The organism is Streptomyces sp. NPDC050738 (genome assembly GCF_040654175.1).
GTDB lineage: Bacteria > Actinomycetota > Actinomycetes > Streptomycetales > Streptomycetaceae > Streptomyces.
Map to the genome: position 1 here is coordinate 167,114 of NZ_JBFAHN010000011.1, position 20,855 is coordinate 187,968.

The 20,855-nt window shown below is 67.6% G+C and carries 20 protein-coding genes; 9 read left to right on the forward strand and 11 right to left on the reverse strand.

The genetic code is table 11. The annotated features are described in order from the left end of the window. Positions 1-29 precede the first annotated feature (29 nt). Complete coding sequence (locus AB0H78_RS26360) at positions 30-857, forward strand: class I SAM-dependent methyltransferase (protein ID WP_363237069.1); 828 nt, start codon at positions 30-32, stop codon at positions 855-857. Positions 858-944: 87 nt separating this feature from the next. Continuing rightward, positions 945-1,520 (forward strand): dihydrofolate reductase family protein, encoded by a 576-nt coding sequence (locus AB0H78_RS26365; RefSeq protein ID WP_363237070.1) that lies wholly within the window; start codon positions 945-947, stop codon positions 1,518-1,520. Between the two features lie 35 nt (positions 1,521-1,555). Here AB0H78_RS26365 and AB0H78_RS26370 read toward each other — a convergent pair whose 3' ends face one another. The 5 genes from AB0H78_RS26370 to AB0H78_RS26390 all read right to left on the reverse strand — a co-directional run bounded on the left by AB0H78_RS26370 (position 1,556) and on the right by AB0H78_RS26390 (position 5,902). Then, complete coding sequence (locus AB0H78_RS26370; RefSeq protein WP_363237071.1) at positions 1,556-2,683, reverse strand: MerR family transcriptional regulator; 1,128 nt, start codon at positions 2,681-2,683, stop codon at positions 1,556-1,558. A 67-nt stretch (positions 2,684-2,750) separates the two neighbouring features. Beyond that, positions 2,751-3,410 (reverse strand): L,D-transpeptidase family protein, encoded by a 660-nt coding sequence (locus AB0H78_RS26375; protein ID WP_363237169.1) that lies wholly within the window; start codon positions 3,408-3,410, stop codon positions 2,751-2,753. A gap of 183 nt (positions 3,411-3,593) precedes the next feature. Continuing rightward, positions 3,594-4,325: a type 1 glutamine amidotransferase gene (locus AB0H78_RS26380; protein ID WP_363237072.1), complete on the reverse strand. Its 732-nt coding sequence runs from the start codon at positions 4,323-4,325 to the stop codon at positions 3,594-3,596. 66 nt (positions 4,326-4,391) lie between these two features. Next, positions 4,392-5,126, reverse strand: a complete 735-nt coding sequence (locus AB0H78_RS26385) for a glycoside hydrolase family 16 protein (RefSeq protein ID WP_363237073.1) — start codon at positions 5,124-5,126, stop codon at positions 4,392-4,394. A gap of 197 nt (positions 5,127-5,323) precedes the next feature. Further along, complete coding sequence (locus AB0H78_RS26390) at positions 5,324-5,902, reverse strand: TetR/AcrR family transcriptional regulator (protein ID WP_363237074.1); 579 nt, start codon at positions 5,900-5,902, stop codon at positions 5,324-5,326. Positions 5,903-5,993: 91 nt separating this feature from the next. Between AB0H78_RS26390 and AB0H78_RS26395 the strand changes: the two genes are divergently transcribed. From AB0H78_RS26395 to AB0H78_RS26420, 6 genes are all read left to right on the forward strand, one after another. Further along, on the forward strand, positions 5,994-6,440 hold the full coding sequence (locus tag AB0H78_RS26395; RefSeq protein WP_363237075.1) for a DUF1772 domain-containing protein: 447 nt from the start codon (positions 5,994-5,996) through the stop codon (positions 6,438-6,440). Positions 6,441-6,493: 53 nt separating this feature from the next. Next, positions 6,494-6,844 (forward strand): antibiotic biosynthesis monooxygenase family protein, encoded by a 351-nt coding sequence (locus tag AB0H78_RS26400; RefSeq protein ID WP_363237076.1) that lies wholly within the window; start codon positions 6,494-6,496, stop codon positions 6,842-6,844. Positions 6,845-6,982: 138 nt separating this feature from the next. Beyond that, the gene (locus tag AB0H78_RS26405) at positions 6,983-7,369 is read left to right on the forward strand and encodes a VOC family protein (RefSeq protein ID WP_363237077.1); all 387 of its coding nucleotides are present in this window, start codon (positions 6,983-6,985) and stop codon (positions 7,367-7,369) included. A gap of 316 nt (positions 7,370-7,685) precedes the next feature. Then, the gene (locus tag AB0H78_RS26410; protein ID WP_363237078.1) at positions 7,686-8,120 is read left to right on the forward strand and encodes a hypothetical protein; all 435 of its coding nucleotides are present in this window, start codon (positions 7,686-7,688) and stop codon (positions 8,118-8,120) included. Between the two features lie 274 nt (positions 8,121-8,394). Further along, positions 8,395-8,865: a class F sortase gene (locus tag AB0H78_RS26415; protein ID WP_363237170.1), complete on the forward strand. Its 471-nt coding sequence runs from the start codon at positions 8,395-8,397 to the stop codon at positions 8,863-8,865. 460 nt (positions 8,866-9,325) lie between these two features. Continuing rightward, entirely contained in the window at positions 9,326-9,574 is a 249-nt protein-coding gene (locus AB0H78_RS26420; protein WP_363237079.1) for a hypothetical protein, read from the forward strand. A 28-nt stretch (positions 9,575-9,602) separates the two neighbouring features. Here the strand turns inward: AB0H78_RS26420 and AB0H78_RS26425 are convergent, their stop codons facing one another. From AB0H78_RS26425 to AB0H78_RS26445, 5 genes are all read right to left on the reverse strand, one after another. Then, positions 9,603-10,613 carry a LacI family DNA-binding transcriptional regulator gene (locus tag AB0H78_RS26425; protein ID WP_363237080.1) on the reverse strand — a complete coding sequence of 337 codons (1,011 nt, stop codon included), beginning with the start codon at positions 10,611-10,613 and terminating at the stop codon, positions 9,603-9,605. A gap of 188 nt (positions 10,614-10,801) precedes the next feature. Then, on the reverse strand, positions 10,802-12,406 hold the full coding sequence (locus AB0H78_RS26430; RefSeq protein ID WP_363237081.1) for a glycoside hydrolase family 13 protein: 1,605 nt from the start codon (positions 12,404-12,406) through the stop codon (positions 10,802-10,804). A gap of 137 nt (positions 12,407-12,543) precedes the next feature. Then, the gene (locus AB0H78_RS26435) at positions 12,544-13,524 is read right to left on the reverse strand and encodes a carbohydrate ABC transporter permease (protein ID WP_363237082.1); all 981 of its coding nucleotides are present in this window, start codon (positions 13,522-13,524) and stop codon (positions 12,544-12,546) included. 4 nt (positions 13,525-13,528) lie between these two features. Then, positions 13,529-14,464 (reverse strand): sugar ABC transporter permease, encoded by a 936-nt coding sequence (locus AB0H78_RS26440; protein ID WP_363237083.1) that lies wholly within the window; start codon positions 14,462-14,464, stop codon positions 13,529-13,531. 84 nt (positions 14,465-14,548) lie between these two features. Then, positions 14,549-15,883, reverse strand: a complete 1,335-nt coding sequence (locus tag AB0H78_RS26445) for an extracellular solute-binding protein (protein WP_363237084.1) — start codon at positions 15,881-15,883, stop codon at positions 14,549-14,551. 538 nt (positions 15,884-16,421) lie between these two features. Between AB0H78_RS26445 and AB0H78_RS26450 the strand changes: the two genes are divergently transcribed. Further along, positions 16,422-18,764 carry a glycosyl hydrolase family 28-related protein gene (locus tag AB0H78_RS26450; RefSeq protein ID WP_363237171.1) on the forward strand — a complete coding sequence of 781 codons (2,343 nt, stop codon included), beginning with the start codon at positions 16,422-16,424 and terminating at the stop codon, positions 18,762-18,764. A 93-nt stretch (positions 18,765-18,857) separates the two neighbouring features. Here the strand turns inward: AB0H78_RS26450 and AB0H78_RS26455 are convergent, their stop codons facing one another. Further along, entirely contained in the window at positions 18,858-20,711 is a 1,854-nt protein-coding gene (locus AB0H78_RS26455; protein WP_363237085.1) for a M1 family aminopeptidase, read from the reverse strand. Positions 20,712-20,855: the final 144 nt, after the last annotated feature.

Sequence of the window (20,855 nt, forward strand, 5' to 3'; positions counted from 1 at the left end):
AGTGGGCAGGCGCCCACTAAGGTGGGCGTATGCCCACTCTACCGCGAGAGCAACCAGAACCATCTCCGGTCAAGCCGCACGAATCCCGGCGGATAGCGGAGTCGTTCGGCGTGGACGTGCAACGCTACGACCGTTCCCGGCCCGGCTACCCCGATGCCTTGGTGGCTCGGATCGTCGCCGGCAGCCCCGGCCGTGACGTGCTCGACGTCGGCTGCGGCACCGGCATCGCGGCCCGCCAGCTCCAGGCTGCCGGCTGCGCCGTGCTCGGCGTCGAGCCCGATGCGCGGATGGCCGAGTTCGCGCGAGCCCGTGGTCTGCAGGTCGAGGTGGCGTCCTTCGAAGCCTGGCAGCCGGCCGGCCGGACGTACGACGCGATCATCGCCGCCCAGTCGTGGCACTGGGTCGATCCCGTCGCCGGCGCCGTGAAGGCGGCACAGGTGCTGCGTCCAGGCGGACGGCTGGCGATCTTCGGGCACGCCTACGAGCCGCCCATCGAGGTGGCCGAACCGTTCGCCGCTGCCTACCGGCGGGTGGCGCCCGGATCCCCGCTCGCCAGGCAGCCGGCCCGACGCCCGCTCGACTTCTACCAGGCGGCCTACGCGAAAGTCGCCGACAAGATCCGTGTGACCGGACAGTTCGACGAACTTGAGCAGTGGGAATTCGACTGGCAGCAGACCTACACACGCGACCAATGGCTCAACCTGCTGCCCACCACCGGCGGCCTCACCCAACTCCGCCCGGATCAGCTGGCCGAGATATGGGACGCGGTCGGCAGCGCCATCGATTCCCTCGGCGGACGCTTCACGATGACCTACGCCACCCTGGCCGCGACCGCAGTACGCGCCAACACCCCCTGAGTCCACCCGGCCGGTCCGACAGCGATGAGTTCTTGCGGTGGTCGAAGTCCCTACCTGCAGCGATCAACCGCACCCGAGGAGGACGACGTGACTGCCACCTACACCTTCGACATCTTCTCCAGCCTCGACGGCTATGGGGCGGCCAGCGGCGACTGGTCCGGATACTGGGGCAAGCAGGGCCCCGAGCTGCTCGAGCACCGCCTCGACTTGTACAGCGCGAAGCAGCGGATGGTCCTGGGGGCCCATACGTATCGGGCGTTCGCGGAGATGCTGGCATCGAGCACCGAGGAGTCCGATGTGCGTGATCCGTGGGTCACGTGCATGAGGAACCTGCCGGCAACGGTGGTGTCGACGACGCTGGAAGGTCCGCTCGACTGGCCGGACGCGACCCTTGCACGCGGGAACGCCGTCGATGTCGTCGCCCGGCTCAAGGAGGAGTCCGAGGTGCCGTTGCGTTCGCACGGCAGCCTGTCGATGAACCGGGCGCTGATGGCAGCCGGCCTGGTCGACAGGTTGCAGGTGACGCTCTTCCCTGTCGTCACGGGTCGGACCGGGCTGGCCCCGATCTTCCGGGGTGCGGACGATTTCGACCTGGAGCTGGTCGAAAGCCGAACCCTCGACGGTCACATCCAAGAGCTCGTCTACCGGCCCACGCTCCATTGACTCACCAGTCCTCCGCGCAGCTCAGGATGGTGAGTTCAGGCGACGAGGAGGCGCAGGCCGAGTTCTGCTGTGTCGAGATCGGTGAGATCGCGGTTGCGCTCCGCCCACCGGCCCGAGGAGAGGTCTTCGCGGAGCCCGGCCACCGCCCGCTTCTCGGCCTGTGGTCCCACCCTTGTCCAGACCGAGACCGCGCGGCGTACGTGCTCCTCGAGGTAGGCCTCAGGGCGGCGCCAGTGGGCTTCGAGGAATCCGTCCGCACAGTCCCACGGAATCAGTACCGGCTCCAGGCGCGCCCCGATCGCACGGGCGAGCTGGTCGACCGGCGGGCGCCCGGTGACGAGTTCGGAGACTTCGGGCAGGTAGTCGCGGGTGAGCCAGAACCGGTGACGCCATCCGGCGTCGCTGGCGTCATGGGTGAAGACCACCACGCGCCTGGCCACGCGCTGCATTTCGCGCAGCCCGGCGATGGGGTCCTGCCAGTGATGAATGGTGCTGAAGGCCATCGCGGCGTCGAAGGACTGGTCCTTGAACGGGAGGCTCTCCGCGCTGGCGGCCACGCACCGGGCTGCGCCCGCGGGGCGTTGCGCCCGCATGACTGCTGAGGGTTCGACCGCGGTCACGTCGCGGTGGGAGGGTTCGTAGGAGCCGGTGCCGGCCCCTACGTTCAGCACGGTCTGCGCGTCGCCGAGCGCATCCCAGACCTGTGCGGCGATCCGCGGTTCGGTGCGCCGTGTGGCGGGGTAGGCCGACCCGATGGCCTCGTACAACTGCGCGCCGAATACCTTGAGTTGTTCCTCCGGTGTCGTTCTGATCCCCATGGCCCGTGCCTCCAGTTCCTTGTCGATGGCCGCCAACGTGGCGGCAGCGCGGTCCCGCTGTTCGAGCAGGAGGCCGCGTAGCCGGTGCAGGTGCGCGATCGTGTCGGTCGCCGGGTCGTCGACCAGATCCGAGATCTCGCGCAGTCCGAAGCCCAGCCGCCGGTAGGCGAGGACCTCCCGTAGGCGTTCCACGTCGCCCGCCGCGTAGGCCCGGTAGCCGCCCGGGGTCCGTGCGGAGGGCCGCACGAGGCCGATCTCGTCGTAGTGATGCAGCGTGCGGACGCTCACACCGGCCAGCCCGGCCACACGTCCCACGGTCAGGTGCTCTTCCACGCCACCGACCATGCAGCATCACGCCACGTGAGGGTCAAGGGCCCCACTCCCGATACGGCGGGGAGGCGCTGCGTCGATCTCAGTAGCGGGTGATCGCAGTGGGTCCGGACGTGACGCCGATCGCGATGTGCGGCCGCTGCCCGGGCCTGGCCCATGCAAGGATCCGGCGCATGGCATCCAGCGGCACGGAGACGCAGCCGGCCGTCGCGGACCGACCGTTGACGTGCAGGAAGATGCCCGCGCCCCGGCCTCGTACCGGCGCCTTGTAGTTGAAGCCGATGACGAGAGCGTGCGCGTACTGGGTGGCGTAGTCGGCAAGGTGCTCGGACTCGGCGGCGCGGCAGCCGGCGGGCAGCGGCTCGACCCAGCGGTTGTAGGCGGGCGAGCGATTGTCCTGGCACCACCAGGAGTTCCGGTTCACCCGGCGGTACGGCATCGAAGTCCCGCCTGCCACGGCCTTGGTTCCGAAGCCGTAGGGCAGGTCGTACAGGCCAGTGGGGGTGGTGTTGCTGCCCTGGCTGCGCCTGCCGCCTTCGACAAGGCCCTTCGCACCGAAGCGAGCAGGGGCGGTGCCGATCGCGACCCACGTGCCGCCTCGCCGGTCCCACCAGGTCAGCGTCCCCGTCGTGGCACCGGTACGTGATGCGACTGCGGTGATCAGCTGACTGCCCCCGCCCGTGTTCGCCAGTCGGTCCGGTAGCGGTCGACCGCTGCCGTCCGGGGTCAGGGTGAGCAGCATGGCAGAGAGCACGACACCGGCGGATACGACGGTCACGGCAACCCCCGAGGGCAGTGGGACGGTTGCTCAGAAGTTACTGGGTGGCAGCGCAAGCGGCAGCCCGGGCAGGTCGTCCGTGCACCCGAACGATGCTTGACGGCCCTTGGAAGGCGCGCCACCTCCCCTTCGGCACTCCTATGCCACCTACGCCGAAGCCCTCTGATCAGCCTCCCCATGTTCCTTGGCAATGTCCGCGAAGGCCCTCGCGAAGGCATGCCAGTCAGCGGCCGAGGCGTCCTCCACTGCGAGGGCGCGGGCATGCAGGGCCTGCGGATCGAGTCCGTGGGCTGCGAGCGGGCCCTGAGGCCAGTCGAGAATCTTTGCGGCAGAGGCCTCCGGGTGGAACTGCACTCCCCAGGCGCGTCTGCCGATACGGAATGCCTGGTGTGCGCAGTCGGCGCTCTGCGCAATCCATACGGCTTCCGGGGGCAGCTTCGTGATGGCGTCCTGGTGGCGCTCGATGGCGTATGTCGTTTCCGGCAGCGCACGGAACAAGGGATCGGAGCGGGCTTCCGGGCGCAACTGGATCGGCGTGGCGCCGAATTCGGGGGTCCCGTGGCAGGCGTCGACCCGTCCGCCTGCCACGTGTGCGAGCAGTTGCCCGCCCAGGCAGATCCCGAGCATGGGGTTTCCGCCCTCGAGGGCTTGGCCGACGAGGTTGCGCACGGCCGGGAGCCACGGCGCTTGTTCGTCGTCGTCGGGCAGCCACTTGCCACCGAGTACCAAGAGCGCCCGGTGCCCGAGGTGTTCGGGCACCGGCACATGGTGAGGTCCCGCGACCTCTATGTCCATGCCTTCCTGGCGCAGCCACTCGCCGAACCGGCCGGCGCTGCCGAAGGGGGTGTTCTGGATGACAAGCACTGTCCGAAGCCGCATGCACCCAGGCTCCCCACACCCGGCCCGCCCCACACGGGCCCGATCACCGGACTCGCCGAGGGCCTCTCACGGGTGGTACGGAGTGTGGGTGATGGAGGAGATCTTGAGATAGCGGGCGCCGTCGGCGGTGGCCCAGGTGGAGGAGTCCGGGTTGCCCGGCCAGTCCCCGCCGACCGCGATGTTGGCAATGAAGCGCATGCCTGTGCCGGCCGGAGTGCTGTACCAGGTGGTGCCCGTGTAGACCTCGTCCACGGCGTAGTCGATGTGGTCGGGGAACCAGCTGAACGAGTACGTGTGGAACGCGTTCGTCCAGCCGGAGGAGTTCGTCTTCGAGAACTGCTGCTGGGCGTTGTTGGCGTCGTGCGACGTCTGGTGCACGACGTTGGGGTTCTGTCCCACGATCTCGGCGGCGTCGAACTCCGGCAGCCACGGATTGAGATAGGCCGCCCATACCGCCGGCAACAGTCCCTGCCCGTTGGGCATGTTCGCGGTGAAGCGGTAAGTGCCGTACCCGTACAGCGCCGTCGACTCCACGCGGCCCGAGTAATAGGTGCCGCCCCCGGCGTTGTACGCCTTGATGATCAGGGTGTTGCCCTCGTACCAGACACAGTCCGGTGTGTACGTCTCCAGTTCGTTGTTGGCCGTCCACCTTCCGCTGAGCTTCTTCCAGGAGTTGACGGTCACCGGGGCGCCCCACGAGGAGGCCCGTGCGGTCTGCGCACCCAGCATCAGTGCGGGCGGCACGACCAGCGCGGCACCGAGGATGCGCCGGCGGCTCGGCCTGCGAGGTATGGAGTTCATGGCGGCTCCATTGTTTGGATGAACGAAGAGGAATGGGAGCGATCCCACGCCCCACCTGTCGCCGGACTGTAGGAGTACGTTCGTCCATTGACAAGATGCGCCGCCAAGATTCGCGCATGCCTTTGGAAGTTGAATGCGTCAACTCTCGGAAGGAAGTGCGGCGGCCTGAGGGAATCGACCAGGCCGCCGAACAGGATTCAGGCGATGGCGAGCCGGTCCACCAGCAGGTCCACCCGCTGCTCGGTGAGCTCCGGCGGCAGTCGTCCGGACCGGGTCAGGGTTGCCACCCCGTGCAGGGATGCCCAGAACACCTCGGTGAACAGACCCGGGTCCATCCCGTCCCCGGCGACCTCGCCCAGGGTTTCCAACAGCGCGGCGAAGGCGTCCTTGAGCGGTGCCGGGGTGTCTTCCTGCGCGTACGCCAGGCCGCCGTCGAGCTGGAAGATGGCGTCGTAGACCGCTGGGTTGCGTGCGGCGAAGGCGAGGTAGGCGCGCGCGAGGGCGGCGACCCGCTCGCGTGTGCCGTCCTCGGCGGCGGTCGCGGCCCGCATCACCACGGCCATCTCGGTGGCGCCCTGAAGCGCGACGGCGCCGATGATCTCGCGCTTGCCGCGGAAATGGCTGTAGAGCACGGGCTGGCTGTATTCGATGCGCTCGGCGAGCCGGCGGGTGGTGACTGCGTCCCAGCCCTGCTGCTCGGCGAGTTCACGGGCCGTCGCCACGATGAGGCGCTCGCGTTCCGCCCGTTCGCGTTCCTTGCGTTCTTGTACCGACATGATTCGATCCTAGCATCGCTAGACAACCGAGCGGCAGTAGTACTAGCGTTGCCTCATCACCTAGCAACGCTAGATCCGAGGAAGGGTCGTCATGTTCAACGCGCTCGAGGTCTTCACCACCGTGGTCGTCGGCGTGATGGTGGGGGTGGAGTTCTCCGTCCTCTTCATCATGAACCGCATCCTCAACGCACTCCCGGAGGACAGCGCCCAGCTCGGCCACGCCCACGGGGGCCGGATGCTCGGCACGCTGATGCCCTTCTGGTACATCGGCTCGTGCGTCCTCGTCGCGGTCTGGACCATCACCGGGTGGCATCACCACGGCGCCGGACTTGCCCTCACCGCCGGTGCACTGCTGATCCTCAGCGTGATCATGTCGCTCCTGCTGCTCGTCCCGATCAACAACCGGAACAGGACGTGGACCCCCGAGACCCGGCCCGCCGACTGGAAGGAGCAGCTGGACCGCTGGCAGCGCTACCACTACGTCCGTGTGGCCGTCATCATCGCCGCATTCACCCTGCTGGTCGCCGCCCTCGTCTGAGCCTGCGGCCCCCGGCGACACCCACTGACCGACAGAGAGAGGAAGTACCGAAAATGGCCAAGCTGCAGAGTCTCGACCCGCACACACCGATGTTCGCGCAGTTCAGGGAGAAGACCGGACCCATCGTCCTGGCCAACACCTTCTTCGTCCCGAAAGAGAGCACGGAATCGTTCCTGCCCCTCTTTCGGAGGCAGGCCGAGTTCATGAAGGCTCAGCCGGGATTCGTCTCCCTGCAGATGCACAAGGGAACGGCGGACAGTCAGCTACTGATGAACGTCGCGGTCTGGGAGTCGACCGAGGCGCTCGCCACGGCGTTCGGCAGCCCGGAGTTCCAGCGCATGGCGGCCGAGTTCCCCGACGACATCGTGTCGTACCCGCACATCTTCGAGCAGATCGACGTATGACACGGCGGCTGCAACCGGGGGAGGGCAGCGGAGAAGCCCTGCCCTCCCCCGGTCGGTCACGCAGCCAGGCATCATGCCGGGTCGCCCAAGGCCATCGAGCACACCACCACGCGTAACCGGTCCTGAAAGGGAGTCACCATGACCGTGGAACTGAATCACACCATCGTCCCCGCCCGTGACCCGCAGGCCTCGGCGCAGTTCCTGGCCGGAATCCTCGGCCTGAGCGTCGATCCGCCGCTGGCGCACTTCACGCCCGTCACGCTGGCCAACCAGGTCAGCCTGGATTACGACCAGATGGACGTCTTCGAGCCGCACCACTATGCGTTCATGGTCAGCGAGCAGGAGTTCGACGCCGCCTTCGCGCGTATCCAGCACAGCGGGATCGCCTACTACGGCGATCCCGCATGCCAGGAGATCGGGCAGATCTATGAAAGCAAGCACACCGAAGGCCGCAGGGGTACGTACTTCCACGACCCCGACGGACATCTCATGGAGATCCTCACCCGGGGCGGCGCGGGGGCGTAAGGCCTGCTCGCGGATGGGCGGCGCTGCGCGGCCGGGTGCGCAGCGCCGCCCGTCGATGACTTCAACTCGTGGTGCGGGTTTGCGAAGTGTGGGGGCATCACCCGTTCAGCGCGCGACCCGCATGCGGCGGGACGATGGCCTTTCCACTGCTCCCACCTGCGGACATCGCCCGTCGTAGGACTGCCGCCGTGCCCCGTTCGGCGGAAGGATTCGGCAAGCCCCGTCGTGCGGGCGACCTCCGATGCCGCCTTCATGGAAGGAACAGGCACCACTGCGGCGCACCGGGCGCCGCGCCTGTCCGGCGAAAGCAGAGGCCATGCGCTCGATCCGTTTCACCCTCCCCGCCGCAGCAGCTCTCACCGTCGCCCTGGGCCTTGGCGCGCCGATAGCCCACGCCGCCGTGCCGCAGGCCTCCGCGGCCTGTGACACCGCGACGAGCAAGGCCAACCAGGCGCAGGCGGACTCCGACGCCGCCGCTTCGGACCTCAAGAAGCAGGAGGAGGCCGGCGGCCACCCGGGCAAGGCCGAGGAGGACAACGCCGCCACGCTGGCGAACGACGCCGCGCTCGCGACCACCGACGCGCAGCGCGTCTGCGGTGGAACCAGCCCGGTCGGCCCGATGAAGACCGGCGTCGGCAGCACGAGCGAGGGCTCGAACGCCGCCTCGTTGGCAACCGGCGCCGGCCTCATCGGCGCGGCCGGCATCGGCGTGATGGTGATGCGCCGTCGTCGGGCCGACTCCCAGGTCTGACGATCGCCCGGTCCCCGCGCGTCCGCTCTGCTTGCCGGCCGCGCGGGCCCGGCACGTCACCTGTCGGACGGGTAGGGAAAGAGCAGGCGTGAACGACCGATCCGCCACACACGACGAGCACCGGCCCAGGGGAGGGCCCGTAGCTCTGGCCTTGATCACGCTGATCGGGCTCATCCTTCTCTGTACCGGCAGACAAACCGACGCCCCGCCCCCTCAGCCGTCGTCGGCACAGAGCGCTCCGGGCCTGCGGTCCGTCGCCGACACCCACCCCGCGATGCCGAGCGCCACACCGACCCGGGTGCGTATCCCTTCCATCGGTGTGGACGCTCCGTTGACCGCATTGACGCTCGACGCCGACCGGCAGCTGTCGGCTCCTGAGGAGTCCGACGCCAACCTCGCCGGCTGGTTCCGCGACGGAACACCGCCCGGCGCCGACGGTACGGCGATCATCGCCGGGCACGTCGACAACGACCGAGGCCCCGCGGTCTTCTACAACCTGGGCGCGCTGAAGAGCGGCAACCGTATCGAAGTCGACCGCCAGGACGGCCGGACCGCCGTGTTCACCATCGACACCGTTGAGGCCTTCAGCGCCGACGATTTTCCCAGCCGGAAAGTCTACGGACCGGGCGTGGGCGCCGAACTTCGCGTCATCACCTGCGGTGCCGGCTTCGACAAGGCGAAGCACCGTTATCGGGGAAACGTCGTCGCCTTCGCCCACCTGACCGACGGACGGCGCATGTCGTGACTCGCGAACGGTCACGCGCAACCGTCGTGCGGCCAGACAACCGTGCCCCGCGACGCTTATTCGGAGCCGCATCGCTGCATTACTCTGGGCCGCTTGGCAACCGAGGGGGCAGAGCCACACATGCATGACCGCGCATCGCACCCACACGCCGCGCTGCAGCGCACCGCCGGAAACGCCGCCTTCACGAGTGCTCTTGCCGTCGGATCGGCCGCGCCGGTCCAGCGCCGCAAACCCTCTGCGGACGCGCCGACAGAGCACTATGCGGCCAAGGCCGAACAGCACCCGGAATGGCCGGTGTTCCAGAGCCTGATGCGGACGGCCCGGTGCACCGAGGCCGAGACGGCCTGGCAGCTCATCCTCGGCGGCCTGCGCGAGCAGTGCGACCGGAACCGGCGGTCCGCCGATCCGTGCGCTGTCCGTCGCCTACGTCAGCCACGCCACGAGCGCGGTGCACGTGTCCATGCGCGCGTACGACCCCGATAGCGTGCTGGCCCGGCAGGAGCTGTACACCACGCCCGACGGCAGGATCCACGAGATCACCCAGGATCTCCGCCTCACCGACGATGCCCCGTACACCAGCAGGGACAGGTGCGTGGCGGCTATGTACACGTACCTGCTGCGCATGCACGACGTGAGCAACGATCAGGCGGACCCGGCCTACAAGGACATGACGAACCGCTTGTCGGCCAACGTCGACGCGAAGGCCTGATGGTCCGATACGGCTTCCGGGAACAAGCTCAGCCGGCTGAGATCTTGGCAGTCGATCCGCGGACGACGAGTTCAGGCTCGAAGAGGAGCTCGCCGTGGTGTGCCGGGTTCCCGCGGATCTGTGAGCACAGCAGATCGACCGCCGCGCGGCCCATTGCCTCGATGGGCTGACGCACCGTCGAAAGCGGAGGGTCGGTGCAATTCATGAAGACCGAGTCGTCGAACCCGACGACCGACAGGTCGGTGGGGACGGCCAGTCCACGTCGGCGGGCTGCCCTGACGGCCCCCAGGGCAAGGGGATCGCTCCCGCACACCACGCCGGTGACGCCTCGCTGCAAAAGGCGAGCGGTGGCGGCCTGACCGCCTTCGAGAGAGAAGATCGACCGCTCGACGTACTTGTCGGGCAGCTTCATGCCCGCTGCTTTTGCGGCATTCCGGGCGGCTGACAGTTTGCGACGCGACGGCACATGGTCGTCGGGGCCCAGTACCAGGCCGATGCGTTGGTGCCCGAGAGAGGCGAGGTGGCGCCAGGCCTGTTCGACGGCGACGGCGTCGTCGCAGGCGACACAGGGGAAGTCGAGGCCCTCGATCGACGCGTTGATGAGGACCACCGGGATCTTCCGCTCGGCCAGCCTGCGGTAGTGGTCGTGCGGTGCATTGACCTCCGCGAAGAGGCCTCCGGCGAACACCACACCGGAGACCTGCTGCTCGAGCAGGAGATCGACGTAATCAGCTTCGGAGACACCGCCGTTGGTCTGCGTGCACAGCACGGGAGTGAGCCCCTGCTGTGCGAGCGCACCTCCGATGACCTCGGCGAACGCGGGAAAGATCGGGTTCTGCAACTCCGGAACCACGAGGCCGACGAGCCGGGCGCGCTCGCCGCGCAGCTGTGTCGGCCGCTCGTAGCCGAGGACGTCCAGAGCTGTCAGCACAGATTGCCGAGTCGCCGCGGAGACGCCAGGTTTCCCGTTGAGGACTCGACTGACCGTCGCCTCGCTGACCCCTACCTTTTTGGCAACGTGTGCAATTCGGCGCGTCATGAACGCAAGATTAGCGCAATCGATGCAAGACGATTACGGAACTTGCGTGTGTGTGCCGAGCAGTTGGATGCCACACCGACATCAGCCTCATCGGAAACGTGCACTGTAGTGAGACGAAATTGCACGTTGGACGGCGCGGAGTCCTGCCCCCGCCGGCTGTGAAGCGGGGGCAGGACTCGTGCGTTCGATCAGGTGCGGAGCCACACCGCAGTGTCCGCCGGCAGCCGGCCCTGCTCGTCCAGCGGTCCGCTCGTGAGCAACAGGCTCTCGTGCGCGGGCAGTTCAGCGGGGCTGTCGGAGAGGTTGACCACGCACACCAGGCCGTCTGTCCGGGCGAAGGCCAGTACACCGGCCTCGGCAGGGAGCCATGTCATCGGTCCATCACCGAAGCCCGCATGGGACCGACGCAGGAGCAGGGCCGTGCGATACAGGCTCAGCATCGAGTCCGGATCGGCGTCCTGGCGGTCGACGGCGTACTGCGCCCAGTCGGCAGGCTGCGGCAGCCAGGGTTCGGAACCCGGACCGAACCCGAAGTGCAGCGCGTCGGCGGACCAGGGCAGCGGCACACGGCAGCCGTCACGGCCGGGATCGGTGCCGCCGGAGCGGAAATGCATGGGGTCCTGGATGTGGTCCAGCGCTATGTCCGCCTCGGGCAGGCCGAGTTCCTCACCCTGATAGAGGTAGACGGACCCGGGCAGGGCGAGCGTGAGCAGCGCGGCGGCGCGAGCGCGCCGGGTGCCGAGGGCCAGGTCGCTGGGGGTGCCGAAAGTCTTCGTATCGAAGTCGAATCCGGTGTCCGTACGTCCGTAGCGAGTGACCGTACGCGTCACATCGTGGTTGCACAGCACCCAGGTGGCCGGCGCCTTGACGGGCGCGTGCTCGGCGAGCGTGTCGTCGATGGTGCGCCGGAGGCGGTCCGCGTCCCAGGGGCAGGCGAGGAGGTTGAAGTTGAAGGCGGTGTGCAGCTCGTCGGGGCGCAGATAGCGGGCGAAGCGTTCGGCGTCGGGCAGCCAGACCTCGCCGACGAACACACCGTTGTACTCGTCGGCGATCGCGCGCCAGGAGCGGTAGATGTCGTGGATCTCGTCCTGGTCGATGTACGGATGGGGGTCGACGTCCTCCACGAAGTCGGGCAGGTCGGGGTGCTTGGCGAGCAGGGCGGCGGAGTCGATGCGGACGCCGGCCACCCGGCGCTCGAACCAGAAGCGCAGCACGTCCTCGTGCTCACGGCGCACCACGGGGTGGGACCAGTTGAGGTCGGGCTGTTCCGGCGTGAACAGGTGCAGGTACCACTCGCCGTCGGGCACCCGGGTCCAGGTGGCGCCGGCGAACTGCGAGGGCCAGTCGTTCGGCGGGAGTTCGCCGTTCTCACCGCGACCCGGCCGGAAGTGGAACAGCTCCCGTTCGGGGCTGCCGGGACCGGCCTCCAGAGCGGCGCGGAACCAGGCGTGCTGGTCGGATACGTGGTTCGGGACGATGTCGACGATGACCTTGATGCCGAATTCGGCGGCCTCCGCGATCAGCTTCTCGGCCTCCTCGAGGGTGCCGAAGGCCGGGTCGATGGCTCGGTAGTCGGCTACGTCGTAGCCTCCGTCGACCAACGGCGAGAGATACCAGGGCGTGAACCACACGGCGTCGACGCCGAGTTCGGCGAGGTACGCCAGGTGGACGCGGACGCCTGCCAGGTCTCCGGTGCCGTCGCCGTCCCCGTCCGCGAAACTCCGGGGGTACACCTGGTAGATGACGGCATCGCGCCACCAGTCGTCGGTACGGAGCGGATGAACAGCTGCCACGTGAGGTTCCTTTCGGGCAGGCGGGGACTCCGCCGCCGGTCAGAGCGGGGACTTGGAAGGTCAGACCGGCGGCGGAGTGCTCTGTGGTGGGATGGGTGTGCAGGCTGGGGGCTGCGCCGCACTCGGCGCGAGCCCGGTCAGCCTTTGAGGCTCCCGGCGGTGAGGCCCGCCATGATGCTGCGCTGGAAGAAGAAGAACACGATGATCATCGGGATGCTGGCGATCACGAGCCCGGCCATGATCTGGTTCTGCGTCACCGCTCCCGCGGTCTGCGAGAGGCCCACACTGATCGTCATCTTCTCGCTGTCGGGAAGGACGAGCAGTGGCCAGACGAAGTCCTTGAAGACCATGACCACGGTGAAGATGGACACGACGCCGAGGATGGGACGGGAGATGGGCAGGATGATCGACACCAGGATGCGCCACGGCGGGACGCCGTCGATCGCGGCCGCTTCGAGGATCTCGTCCGGTATCGAGTCGAAGAACCGCTTGAGCAGGAAGATGTTGAAGCCGTTCGCGGCGGCCGGGAACCAGATGGCCCAGGGGGAGTTGAGCAGTTCCCAGCCGAAGATGGGTACGTGGGTCACCGTGATGTACGCAGGAATCATCACGACGATGGGCGGGATCATGAGCGTGACCAGCATCGCCGCGAGGATCACGTTCCCGAACATCGGCCGGAGTTTGGACAGTGCGTACGCGGCCGTGACGTCCACCGCGAGGGCGAAGAGCCAGGCGCCCACGGCGTAGAGGAGCGTGTTCTTGAGGAGCAGCCCGATGTCGAAGAGGTCCCAGGCATCGGAGAACACAGAGAAGTTGGGGTGTTTCGGGAACAGGCTGGGCGGCATCTGGGCGATCTCCTCGCCCGTCTTCATCGCCCCGGTGACCATCCAGTAGAGAGGAAAGACGAACACCAGGGTGAAGACGATCAGGATGGCGCTCAGCACCGTCCAGTAGATCAGCCGGCCCCAGCGGGATTTCAGCTCCAGCGGCGAGACGATGGTCCTGGCGTGGCCGTCGGCCCAGGCGGCCCGGCGCCTTTTCCGAGCCTTGTGCGGCCGAGGCGACGCCGTCTTCCGTGCTTCGTCCACCGCTTCGGGGTGGGCGGTTGTGTCGATCATGGGACTACCTCTTCTCGTCACGGGTCAGCCGGAGCTGAACTGCGGCGACTGCCAGAAGCACGATCATGAGCATGAGGCCGAGCGCGCTGCCGGCCCCGTAGTTGCCGCCGTAGACGAAGGCGTACTGGTACATCAGGTAGGCGACGGTCACGGTGGCGTTCTCCGGTCCGCCGCCCGTGAGCATGTACGGCTCGATGAACACCTGCATCGTGGCGACGATCTGGAGCATCAGCATCAGCAGCAGGATCAGCCGCGTCTGGGGGATGGTGACGCTCCATATACGCCGGAAGATGCCGGCTCCGTCGAGCTCCGCCGCCTCGTACAGGTCACCGGGGATGTTCTGCAGTGCGGCCAGGTAGATCAGCACCCCGGATCCCAGGTTCATCCAGGTGGAGACGATCACCAGTGAGATCAGCGCGGTGTCCGTGGAGTCCAGCCAGGACAGTGTCGGCAGGCCGACGAAGTCGAGCCCCTGGTTGAAGAGCCCGGGTCCGGGATCGTAGAACCAGCGGAACAGCAGGACCGACACGATCGGTGGCAGCATCACGGGCAGATACACCACGAACCGCAGATAACCGCGGGCGTGCCGAAGCTCGTTGAGCACGATCGCGACACCGAACGGGATCACATAGCCGCACACCAGGGCGAGCAGCGTGAAGATCACGGTGTTGCGCCACGCCTGCCCGAACGCCGGGTCGTTCACCACCGTACGGAAGTTGTCCAGACCCACCCAGTTCGGAGAATCGACGAGGTTGGTCTGCTGGAAGCTGAGGATGACTTCCCTGATGATCGGCCACCAGGCGAACATCGCGAAGCAGAACAGAGCCGCGCAGAGGAATCCGTAGGCGGTCAGGTTGTTCTGCGCCGCACGGCGCCGCTTCGACGGTGGTCTGCGTGGCGGTTTGGTCGACCGCTTCGGCTCGATGGTGAGTGTTCCCATGGTGAATCTCCCGTTCCTGGCTCTTACGCCGACCCGACACGGGGTGCCGCCTCCCCTGTGAGCGGCACCCCGGCACCGTTACCGTCAGCCTTGGGCCAGAATCCCGTTGGCCTTGGTCTCCGCGTCCTTGAGCAGCTTGTCGATGTCCGCGTTCTCGCGTGTCAGGACCGCGGACATGGCCACATCGAGCACGGCGTACAGTTCCTGCGCCTTCGCCGGCTCCAGCTTCGGGGCGATGCTCGCGGCGGCGTCGACGTAGGACTGGTAGTTCGCGACCGGGAGGTTGGCGTTGTCGGTGCGGCCCTTGACGATCGCCTTTCCGGTCGTGGAGTCACCCATGTAGTCGTTGTTGGGGACGCCCACGGCCTCGCCGTTGGCCTTGCCGCGCGCGTAGTCGTGACGGCCCTTGCCGGGGGTGTCGAACTGGAAGTCGATCCACTCCAGGCCGGCCTTCGTCTGGGCGGCGCTCGCCTTGGGGTTGATCATGTAGGCCTCGCCGCCGCTCAGCGACGCCTTGCCGTCCGGGACACCCGTGATGCCGTAGTTGTTGACGTCCCCCTTGAACTTCTGGACCACGTCGGTCACGACGTCCGGGGCGCCGAGCATCATGCCCGTCTTGCCGGCCGCCATCTGTTGCATCAGCGTGTCCCAGCCGATGAGCACCTTGCTGCCGACGCTCTTGTCCTCCCAGCGCATGTCGTGCAGGTTCTGCAGCACGGCCTTGCCCTCGGGGCTGTTGAAGGCCGCCTTGCCGTCGGTGACCATCTCGCCGCCGCGGCTGAAGATGGACTGCGCGAAGTGCCAGCCGCCGACGTTGCCGCCGCCGTACTCGCCGTATCCGACATAGCCGTTGCCGAGACCGGCGATCTTCTTCGCCGCGGCGCGGACCTCTTCCCAGGTCTTCGGCGGGGCGTCGGGGTTGAGTCCGGCGTCCTTGAACAGCTTGCGGTTGTAGACGAGCCCGACGCTGTAGCTGACGTTGGGGATGCCGTAGACCTTGCCGTCCTTGGTGACCATGTCCCGGACGGCCTGCTTGATGTCTCCGTAGTTCTTCACCGTGCCGGTGTCGCCGGTGATGTCCTTCGCCTGCTTCTTGGAGATCACGTCGGCGTAGTTGGTGACCGGCACCATGAACACCGTCTCCATCTGGCCGCCGGCCAGCTTCGCGGCGAAGGTCTTCGGGTCGTAGCACGGCTGCTGGTCGGTGCTCTTGACCTTGACACCCGGGTGCGCCTTCTCGAACGTGGCGACGTCTGCATTCCACGCCTCCCGCTGCTTCGGAGCGGTCTTCGCCGGCTGACACGCCACGGTGATCGTGACGTCTGATCCCTTACCGGAGTCCGACGAGTCGCTGCCACAGGCCGTGATGGTGAACACGAGACCTGAAGACAGCAGGATCGCGAGGTTACGGGGCTTCATTACGGCTCCTCTGAGGTGACGCCCAAGCACTGCCCTGATCGGAGCGTCACGATAGGACGGTCAGCAGATGTACGCAAGATTTCGATCCAATATTGCAAGATTACGACTGCATCACGTTCCGTCCCTCGCCGATGAGACGTCAGGGGCCGCACCGGGGGAGGCTGTGGTCACCTGGCGTGCCCGGGCGGTCATTTGCCCCGGTGGGCACGGTGATTTACGTGCTGATCGCGCCCCCCGGAGGGCCCTCACTTGTCGGACGATCCGCGGGCGGTGCGCGAGGCCCCTGCGCCGGCTGTCCGGGCAATCGCCCAGCTCCGCACCCGCGGTTCGACCCGCCCGGCTCCCGTGCACGTCGTCGCGCGGATGTCGCGCAGGAAGTGAAGGGTCAAGCATTTTCGCAATCTCATACAGATTTTGCGCGATCCATGGACGCTACTTCCACCTCGCTCTAGCCTGCTGAGCGTTCGCAGCGCCCCCACGAGCGACAAGGACCCCTTCTGTGGCATTCCCCCCAAGAGCGCATCTGCTCAGACGCGGCATGGCCGCCTCCCTCTCCATGGCGCTGGCGGTGGCAGGCACAGCCGCCGCCGTCGTGCTCTCGACCGGCACTTCGGCGCAGGCGGCGGCAGTCCAGGCCCCCTCACCGTTTGACGTCCAGGGCCGTGGCGCCTCCGTGCCGTTCAAGGAGCAGGAAGCCGAGTACGCCTCGACCAACGGCACGCTCATAGGCCCCGACCGCCTCTACGGCAACCTGCCATCCGAGGCCTCGGGCCGGCAGGCCGTCACGCTGGACTCCGTCGGCGAGTACGTCGAGTTCACCCTCACCAGCCCGGCCAACGCGATGTCCTTCCGCTACTCCCTGCCGGACAACGCGGGCGGAACCGGCCGGGACGCCGCGATCGATCTGCGGGTGAACGGCAGCCAGCTCAAGAGCGTGCCGGTGAGCTCCACCCACAGCTGGTACTACGGCGGCTACCCCTTCAACAACAATCCGGGGGACACCAACCCCCACCACTTCTACGACGAGACCCGCACCATGCTCGGAGCAACGCTCCCCGCGGGCACGAAGATCAGGCTCCAGGTCGCCTCGGTCTCCGCTTCACCCTCCTTCACCATCGACCTCGCCGACTTCGAGCAGGTGGGAGCGCCCATCGGCAAACCGTCGGGCGCACTCGACGTGGTGAGCGACTTCGGAGCCGACCCCACCGGCGCCGCGGACTCGACCGCCAAGATCCAGGCCGCTGTCGACGCCGGCCAGGCGCAGGGCAAGGAGGTCTACATCCCGCAGGGCACCTTCCAGGTCCGCGACCACATCGTGGTGGACAAGGTGACACTGCGCGGGGCGGGTCCCTGGTACAGCGTCCTGACCGGACGCGACCCCAGCAACCGCAGCAAGGCCGTCGGCGTCTACGGGAAGTACGCGGCCCAGGGCGGCAGCAGCAATGTCACGCTCAAGGACTTCGCCATCATCGGTGACATCCGCGAGCGCGTGGACGACGACCAGGTCAACGCCATCGGCGGCGCACTGTCCAACTCCACCGTCGACAACATCTGGATGCAGCACACCAAGTGCGGCGCCTGGATGGACGGCCCGATGGACAACCTCACCATCAAGAACAGCCGCATCCTGGACCAGACCGCCGACGGCGTGAACTTCCACTACGGCGTCACCAACTCCACCGTCACCAACACCTTCGTCCGCAACAGCGGCGACGACGGACTCGCCATGTGGGCCGAGGCCAAACCGAACGTCAACAACAAGTTCACGTTCAACACCGTCGTCCTGCCCATCCTGGCGAACAACATCGTCACGTACGGCGGCAAGGACATCACCATCGCGGACAACGTCATGTCCGACACCATCAGCAACGGCGGCGGCCTGCACATCGCCAACCGCTACCCGGGCGTCAACTCCGGCCAGGGGACCGCGGTTTCGGGCACCATCACCGCCGCGCGCAACACTCTGATCCGCACCGGGAACAATGACTTCAACTGGCGCTTCGGCGTCGGAGCCATCTGGTTCAGCGGCCTCAACGAACCCATCAACGCCACCGTCAACATCACCGACAGCGAAGTCCTCGACAGCTCGTACGCGGCCATCCACCTCATCGAGGGCGCGACCAACGGCCTGCACTTCAAGAACATCCGCATAGACGGCGCGGGCACCTACGCCCTGCAGATCCAGGCACCGGGCACCGCCACCTTCGACAACGTGACCGCAACGCACATCGCGCAGAGCAACCCGATCCACAACTGCGTCGGCAGCGGCTTCCAGATCACCCGTACCGGCACCAATTCCGGCTGGTACGCGGACCCGCCCGCCTGCACCGGCACCTGGCCCGATCCCGTATGGACCAATGGCGGCATCCCGCAGGACGGCGGTCAGCCGACCGACCCGCCCACCACACCCACCGACCCGCCCACGACTCCCACGGACCCGCCCACCACTCCGCCGACCGACACCGGGAACCTCGCCAAGGGCCGCCCGGTCACCGAATCCGGGCACGCCGACGTCTATCAGGCGGCGCACGCGGTCGACTCCAACGCGGACACCTACTGGGAAAGCACGAACAACGCCTTCCCGCAGACCATCACCGTGGACCTGGGGTCCGCCAAGGCCGCCAAGCGCCTGGTCCTCAAGCTCCCGCCGGCCACAGCCTGGGCGACCCGCACGCAGACCCTGAGCGTTTCCGGAAGCACCGACAACTCCACGTACACCTCACTCAAGGCATCCGCCGGCTACGTCTTCAATCCGGCGAGCGGCAACACGGCCACCGTCTCCCTGAGCGGCTCACCGACCCGCTACCTGCGGCTGACCTTCACCGCCAACACCGGATGGCCCGCGGCTCAGCTCTCGGAACTGGAGGTGTACACCAGCTGAGAGCACCGCGGCCCGGGCCTGCCCGCATCGGCGAACGCTCCACCGATGCGGGCAGGCCCGGTCAGGTCCCGGGGCCCCCGGGCCTGCGACGTATCAGCCGTCGATGCGGTGCGTGGTCCAGAAAGAGCTGAGATCTGTGCCTGTGGCGGCCTGGGCGGCCGCCTTGAACTCGGCGGTGGTCGAGACGCCGTACCAGTGCGACGCCGCGTAGTCCTTCAGCAGTTTGGCCATGACGCTGTCACCGAGCACGCGCCGCAGGTCGTGCAGGGCGCACTTGCCGTACCCGTAGACGACGGTGGAGTAGCGGGAGGAGTGGGTGTCCCAGTACGCCATCGAGTTGGTGATCTTCTCCGTCGTCGAGGCCCAGGAGACGCTGTTCCAGCAGTTGGTGCCGGACAGCCCCTGCGCGAGGTCGGTGGCGTAGTCGGTGAACGCCTCGTCGAGCCACGGGCTGGTGTACTCGTCGTCGCCGACGATCCCGTAGAACCACTGGTGGCCGATCTCGTGGGTGAGTGCGGTGGTGCTGACCAGGTCGAGAACGAACCCGGGGTATTCCATGCCGCCGAACCAGAAGTTGTTGTCGATGACCGCATCCAGCTCGCCGTACGGGTACGCGCCGAAGCGGCCCGAGTGCGCGTCCACCGCGGACTTGGCGGTGGTGAGCATCGACTGGGCGTTCGCGGAGCTGATGCCCGAGACCGAGTAGATGTTGACCGGGGTCCCGGCCGCGGACGTGCCGGATATCTTGGCGAACGGACCCGCCGCCCAGGCGAAGTCACGGACCTTGGACGCGGTGGCCGTGGTCACCGTACGACCGCTGGAGCCGGGAGTGTCGACCGAGGCGCCGGTGGCCGGGACCAACAGGGTGCTCGGATGGTCGAGAGTCACCTTGAAGTCGGCGGCCAGCGAGTAGAACGCCTCGCCGTTGTTGGTGTACGGATCAAGATGCCAGCCCGACCCGTCCTTGACCGCAAGGACCGGCAGCGCGTTTCCGATCATGCTGAACGCACCGTCGTGGCCGAACCGGTCGGCACCGCTGGGCACGGTGATGCCGAGATCGAAGCCGATCGTGGTCGACTGGCCCTGCGCCAGCGGAGTCGGCAGTGCGATCCGCAGCGCGGTGCAGGCGACCGAAAGGGCACCCGCGGTGCCGCCGGTGACGTTGCTGACGGCGATCGGCATGGCGGAGCAGGTGCCGTGGTAGTTGTCCCACAGCCGCAGGTACACCTCGGTGAGCGGGGTGGCCGAGGCGTTGGTGAAGGCCACGCTCTCGTGCCCGGTCCAGACGGTGCCGGCGGTGTTGCTGCTGAGGCTGACCGTGTACGAGGGTGCGGCCGGCGTCCGGGTGGAGTCGGCCGGCGGGGTGGTGCCCCCCGAGGTGTTGAGGGCGACGTCGTCGACGACGAAGCTCGTCTGGAGACTGGAGTCCTCGGTGCCCGTGAAGGTGACGTTGACGCTCTGGCCCGCGAACGCCGACACGTCGAACGACTTCTGCGCGTAGCCGGTGGCCTTGTTGAGGTTCGAGTACGTCGCCAGGGTCGTGCTGCCGATCTTCGCCGTCAGTTTGTCGTAGGCGGTGGACGAGGTCGTCTCGGCGGTGTCGATGTGCAGCCAGAAGGTGAGGGTGGCGCTGCTGCACCCGGCCGGGATGGTGACGCTCTGCGCGAGGGTGTCGGTGTGGGTGCTGCCGACGCCGTTCAGCCAGGCGAAGCTGGTGCCTCCGTGGGCGCTCTGGCCGGTACGGCTGGTGATCACACTGGAGGACGACTGTGTCCAGGGCGAAGTGCCGCTCTCGAAACCGCCGTTGGTGACCACTTGGGCCGGTGTGCAGGCTGCGGCCACCGACGGGGCGGTGGATTCCGCCACCGCGGGCCCGACGGGCAACAGTACTGCGGCCAACGCGGCGACGACGAGCGCGGCGAAGGTCTTGCGGGGGGTTGGTCTCACACGAAACTCCTTTGAAGCGGCCGGGATTGCGGCCTGCTCGGCAGCCGTCCGTCCGGCATGGGTGCGCCGGTGAACGGCCGTGGGGCGCGCATCGGTTGCGCGATCGCTGGGTGCGATTTCCGCGCCGTCGACCTGGTGGCAGGA

Excerpts from the sequence above, each read along its gene's own strand:
- AB0H78_RS26360 (WP_363237069.1), top strand. The coding sequence starts at position 30 with ATGCCCACTCTACCGCGAGAGCAACCAGAACCATCTCCGGTCAAGCCG.
- AB0H78_RS26370 (WP_363237071.1), bottom strand. The coding sequence starts at position 2,683 with ATGGTCGGTGGCGTGGAAGAGCACCTGACCGTGGGACGTGTGGCCGGG.
- AB0H78_RS26375 (WP_363237169.1), bottom strand. The coding sequence starts at position 3,410 with ATGCTGCTCACCCTGACCCCGGACGGCAGCGGTCGACCGCTACCGGAC.
- AB0H78_RS26380 (WP_363237072.1), bottom strand. The coding sequence starts at position 4,325 with ATGCGGCTTCGGACAGTGCTTGTCATCCAGAACACCCCCTTCGGCAGC.
- AB0H78_RS26385 (WP_363237073.1), bottom strand. The coding sequence starts at position 5,126 with ATGAACTCCATACCTCGCAGGCCGAGCCGCCGGCGCATCCTCGGTGCC.
- AB0H78_RS26390 (WP_363237074.1), bottom strand. The coding sequence starts at position 5,902 with ATGTCGGTACAAGAACGCAAGGAACGCGAACGGGCGGAACGCGAGCGC.
- AB0H78_RS26395 (WP_363237075.1), top strand. The coding sequence starts at position 5,994 with ATGTTCAACGCGCTCGAGGTCTTCACCACCGTGGTCGTCGGCGTGATG.
- AB0H78_RS26400 (WP_363237076.1), top strand. The coding sequence starts at position 6,494 with ATGGCCAAGCTGCAGAGTCTCGACCCGCACACACCGATGTTCGCGCAG.
- AB0H78_RS26405 (WP_363237077.1), top strand. The coding sequence starts at position 6,983 with ATGACCGTGGAACTGAATCACACCATCGTCCCCGCCCGTGACCCGCAG.
- AB0H78_RS26410 (WP_363237078.1), top strand. The coding sequence starts at position 7,686 with ATGCGCTCGATCCGTTTCACCCTCCCCGCCGCAGCAGCTCTCACCGTC.
- AB0H78_RS26415 (WP_363237170.1), top strand. The coding sequence starts at position 8,395 with ATGCCGAGCGCCACACCGACCCGGGTGCGTATCCCTTCCATCGGTGTG.
- AB0H78_RS26420 (WP_363237079.1), top strand. The coding sequence starts at position 9,326 with ATGCGCGCGTACGACCCCGATAGCGTGCTGGCCCGGCAGGAGCTGTAC.
- AB0H78_RS26425 (WP_363237080.1), bottom strand. The coding sequence starts at position 10,613 with ATGACGCGCCGAATTGCACACGTTGCCAAAAAGGTAGGGGTCAGCGAG.
- AB0H78_RS26435 (WP_363237082.1), bottom strand. The coding sequence starts at position 13,524 with ATGATCGACACAACCGCCCACCCCGAAGCGGTGGACGAAGCACGGAAG.
- AB0H78_RS26440 (WP_363237083.1), bottom strand. The coding sequence starts at position 14,464 with ATGGGAACACTCACCATCGAGCCGAAGCGGTCGACCAAACCGCCACGC.
- AB0H78_RS26445 (WP_363237084.1), bottom strand. The coding sequence starts at position 15,883 with ATGAAGCCCCGTAACCTCGCGATCCTGCTGTCTTCAGGTCTCGTGTTC.
- AB0H78_RS26450 (WP_363237171.1), top strand. The coding sequence starts at position 16,422 with ATGGCCGCCTCCCTCTCCATGGCGCTGGCGGTGGCAGGCACAGCCGCC.